The 2,277-nt window shown below is 64.3% G+C and carries 2 protein-coding genes; both read left to right on the top strand.

The annotated features are described in order from the left end of the window. Nucleotides 1-2,016 (top strand): molybdopterin-dependent oxidoreductase (locus ACIOUG_RS26965; protein WP_401070213.1); only part of this gene is annotated, 2,016 nt, incomplete at its 5' end. Continuing rightward, the coding region (locus ACIOUG_RS26970) for an NADH-quinone oxidoreductase subunit H (protein WP_401070216.1) at nt 2,013-2,277 on the top strand (265 nt) is incomplete at its 3' end. The genes ACIOUG_RS26965 and ACIOUG_RS26970, both read left to right, overlap by 4 nt.

Raw genomic sequence — 2,277 nt, forward strand, 5'->3', positions numbered from 1 at the left:
GGTTGCAACATCTCCCCGGGCGAGCGTTACGGCGAACTGCGTCGCATCGAAAACCGTTTCAACGGTTCGGTGAACCAGTACTTCCTGTGCGACCGTGGCCGTTTCGGTTATGGCTACGTCAACCGCACCGACCGTCCACGTCAGCCGCTGCTGGCCGACGGCACCAAGCTGGGCCTGGATCAGGCGCTGGACAAGGCGGCCGATCTGCTGCGCGGGCGCAATATCGTCGGTATCGGCTCGCCGCGTGCCAGCCTCGAAAGCAACTACGCGCTGCGTGAACTGGTCGGCGCCGAGCACTTCTACTCCGGTATCGAAGCCTCCGAACTGGAGCGCATCCGTCTGGTCCTGCAAGTGCTCAAGGACAGCCCCCTGCCCGTGCCGAACATGCGCGACATCGAAGACCACGACGCCGTGTTCGTCCTCGGTGAAGACCTGACCCAGACCGCCGCCCGTATGGCGCTGTCCCTGCGTCAGTCGGTCAAGGGCAAAGCTGAAGACATGGCCGAAGCCATGCGCGTTCAGCCGTGGCTCGACGCTGCGGTGAAGAACATCGGTCAGCACGAACTGAACCCGCTGTTCATCGCCAGCCTGGCCGAAACCAAACTCGACGACATCGCCGAAGAGTGCGTACACGCGGCTCCAGACGATCTGGCGCGCATCGGTTTCGCCGTGGCTCACGCCCTGGACGCCAGCGCTCCGGCCGTTGAAGGTCTGGACGCGGAAGCACTGGAACTGGCCAAGCGTATCGCCGACGCCCTGCTCGCGGCCAAGCGTCCGCTGATCATCGCAGGTACTTCGCTGGGCTCCAAAGCCTTGATCGAAGCGGCGGCGAACATCGCCAAAGCCCTGAAGCTGCGCGAGAAGAACGGTTCGATCAGCCTGATCGTGCCGGAAGCCAACAGCCTTGGCCTGGCCATGCTCGGTGGCGAATCGGTCGACGCGGCGCTGCAAGCCGTTATCGATGGCCAGGCCGACGCCATCGTCGTGCTGGAAAACGATCTGTACACCCGCACCTCGAAAGCCAAGGTCGATGCCGCGCTGAACGCTGCGAAAGTAGTGATCGTTGCCGACCACCAGAAGACCGCCACCACCGACCGCGCGCAACTGGTACTGCCAGCCGCGAGCTTCGCTGAAGGCGACGGTACGCTGGTCAGCCAGGAAGGTCGCGCCCAGCGCTTCTTCCAGGTTTTCGATCCGCAATACATGGATGCGAGCATCCTGGTTCACGAAGGCTGGCGCTGGCTGCACGCCCTGCGCTCGACCCTGCTGAACCAGCCGATCGACTGGACGCAACTCGACCACGTCACCGCTGCCGTGGCGTCGAGCACCGAGCAACTGGCGCGCATCGTCGATGCCGCGCCGTCTGCCGCGTTCCGCATCAAGGGTCTGAAACTGGCACGTGAGCCGCTGCGTTACTCCGGTCGCACCGCGATGCGCGCCGACATCAGCGTTCACGAACCGCGCACCCCGCAAGACAAAGACACCGCGTTCGCCTTCTCCATGGAAGGTTACTCGGGCTCTGCCGAACCGCGTCAGCAGGTGCCGTTTGCATGGTCGCCGGGCTGGAACTCGCCGCAAGCGTGGAACAAGTTCCAGGACGAAGTCGGTGGTCACCTGCGTGCTGGCGACCCGGGCACCCGCCTGATCGAAAGCACCGGCGATTCGCTGAACTGGTTCGCGGCAGCACCGCGCGCATTCAACCCGGCGCCGGGCACCTGGCAAGCCGTGCCGTTCTACCACCTGTTCGGCAGCGACGAAAACTCGTCGAAAGCCGCGCCGGTACAGGAACGCATCCCGGCTCCATACGTCGCGCTGGCCAAATCCGAAGCGGATCGCCTGGGCGTCAACGACGGTGCCCTGCTGAGCCTGAACGTGGCCGGCCAGACCCTGCGTCTGCCGCTGCGCATCAATGAAGAACTGGGCGCTGGTCTGGTGGCCTTGCCTGCGGGCATCGCCGGCATTCCACCGGCATTCGCCGGCCTGTCCGTCGACGGTCTGCAGGAGGCAGCGCAATGACCTGGTTCACCCCTGAAGTGATCGATGTGATCCTGACGGTCATCAAAGCCATCGTGATTCTGCTGGCCGTCGTGGTCGCGGGCGCGTTGCTCAGCTTTGTCGAACGTCGCCTGCTGGGCTGGTGGCAGGACCGTTACGGTCCGAACCGCGTTGGCCCGTTCGGCATGTTCCAGATCGCCGCCGACATGCTGAAGATGTTCTTCAAGGAAGACTGGACCCCGCCGTTTGCCGACAAGGTGATCTTCACCCTGGCACCGGTGG

The organism is Pseudomonas sp. NPDC087803 (assembly GCF_044742995.1).
In the GTDB taxonomy this organism is placed as follows: Bacteria; Pseudomonadota; Gammaproteobacteria; order Pseudomonadales; family Pseudomonadaceae; genus Aquipseudomonas.